At 48.7% G+C, this 1,357-nt stretch carries 1 protein-coding gene; it reads right to left on the bottom strand.

Going from position 1 to position 1,357, the window contains the following annotated elements; all coding sequences use genetic code 11:
- Positions 1-240: 240 nt before the first annotated feature.
- On the bottom strand, positions 241-1,275 hold the full coding sequence (locus KAJ71_RS23140) for an IS110 family RNA-guided transposase (protein WP_248947788.1): 1,035 nt from the start codon (positions 1,273-1,275) through the stop codon (positions 241-243).
- Positions 1,276-1,357: the final 82 nt, after the last annotated feature.

Here is a 1,357-nt window from a genome sequence, read left to right as displayed (position 1 = left end):
GACCATATATGGACGCCCCGGGTGTCACAAGTACTGGTTCGATACGGTTTGCGACCATATATCCGGCGTCATTAGTAGGTTAAGTAACCTGCGCCATGATGTTATCCGAACCCTGTTTCCTTATCACTACACCGGTATATGATTACCCAGGTCAAGTTCAGGCTGTTACAGGGACGGTAGCCGTTTTCTCATCAGTGCCTGCAAACTCAGTTAAACGTATTTCTTAAAAGCTGTATTTGGTTAACTCACGGCAAACGCCTTATTTAGATTAAAATCAACATTATCAGTCAGTATGCGCCAGATGATTCGGGTCAGTTTGTTTGCCAGTGCGACGGTGGTTTTCAGAAATCTTCGCCGGGCCTCAAGCCTTTTCAGCCAAAGGCCCAGGCTGTCATCACGGTTTTTCACACATCGCATCACCGATCGCGCGCCATGGATGACTAATGTTCTCAGGCTGCGATTGCCATTTTTTGTCACGGAGGACAATCTCTGCTTTCCTCCCGAACTGTGCTGTCGGGGGACCAGACCGCACCAGGCAGATAGCTCTCTGCCGCTGGAGAACTGCACTGGATCCACTTCACTGATAAAAGCCGCAGCGATAAGCGGGCCGACCCCCGGGATGGTTAATAAATGGCGATAGGCTGTCTGTTGTGAAGACAATGCGGCAATGTCTTTATCCAGGCAGGTGATGCGTTCATTAAGCACCTGCATATCTTCCCGCATTGAAGAAAGTAAGCGACGAAGCGTGAAAGTTAAGTCATTAGATGCATCTTCAATGAGTTCAGGCAGCTGCTGCTGAAGACACTGGATCCCGACAGGAATAATGAGCCCATATTCAGCGAGCAGAGAACGAAGCTGGTTTGCCAGCGCGGTTCTCTGCTCAACCATAAGTTGACGGGTATTGCGCAGCGCTTTGATATCCTGCTGCTCCGTAGTTTTGACCGGAACAAAGTGGATGCCAGGGCGGCATGCTGTTTCACAAATCGCCAGCGCATCGTTTGCATCGTTTTTCTGGCTTCTGACAAAGGCTTTCACGTGCTGAGCGGGAATAAGCCTTACGCTGAATCCCATAGAGCTGAGGGTTCGGCCCCAAAAATGAGAAGTTGAACAGGCTTCCATCGCGATTAATGTATCCGGTTCAAACTGACGAAGCGTATCCAACAATTTCTGGCGCGATATTTTTCTATTCCAGGCAACGGAACCATCAACCATCCAGACGCAGACCTGAAAAACAGATTTGGCAATATCGATACCAACAACTCTGATCTTGTTCATGTGATGTTACTCCCGGATTAATGCAGTCAGTATAAGTATGGCACTGTCTACCTTAGGAAGGGGCGTCCATCACATCATTACA

Source organism: Serratia silvae (genome assembly GCF_023282985.1).
Taxonomy (GTDB): Bacteria; Pseudomonadota; Gammaproteobacteria; order Enterobacterales; family Enterobacteriaceae; genus Chania; species Chania silvae.
Note: the sequence above shows the minus strand (reverse complement) of the source record. Positions and strands in the feature narration are given on the sequence as shown.

What these genes read in the sequence shown, in the direction of transcription:
- KAJ71_RS23140 (WP_248947788.1), bottom strand. Translation starts at nt 1,275, where the DNA reads ATGAACAAGATCAGAGTTGTTGGTATCGATATTGCCAAATCTGTTTTT.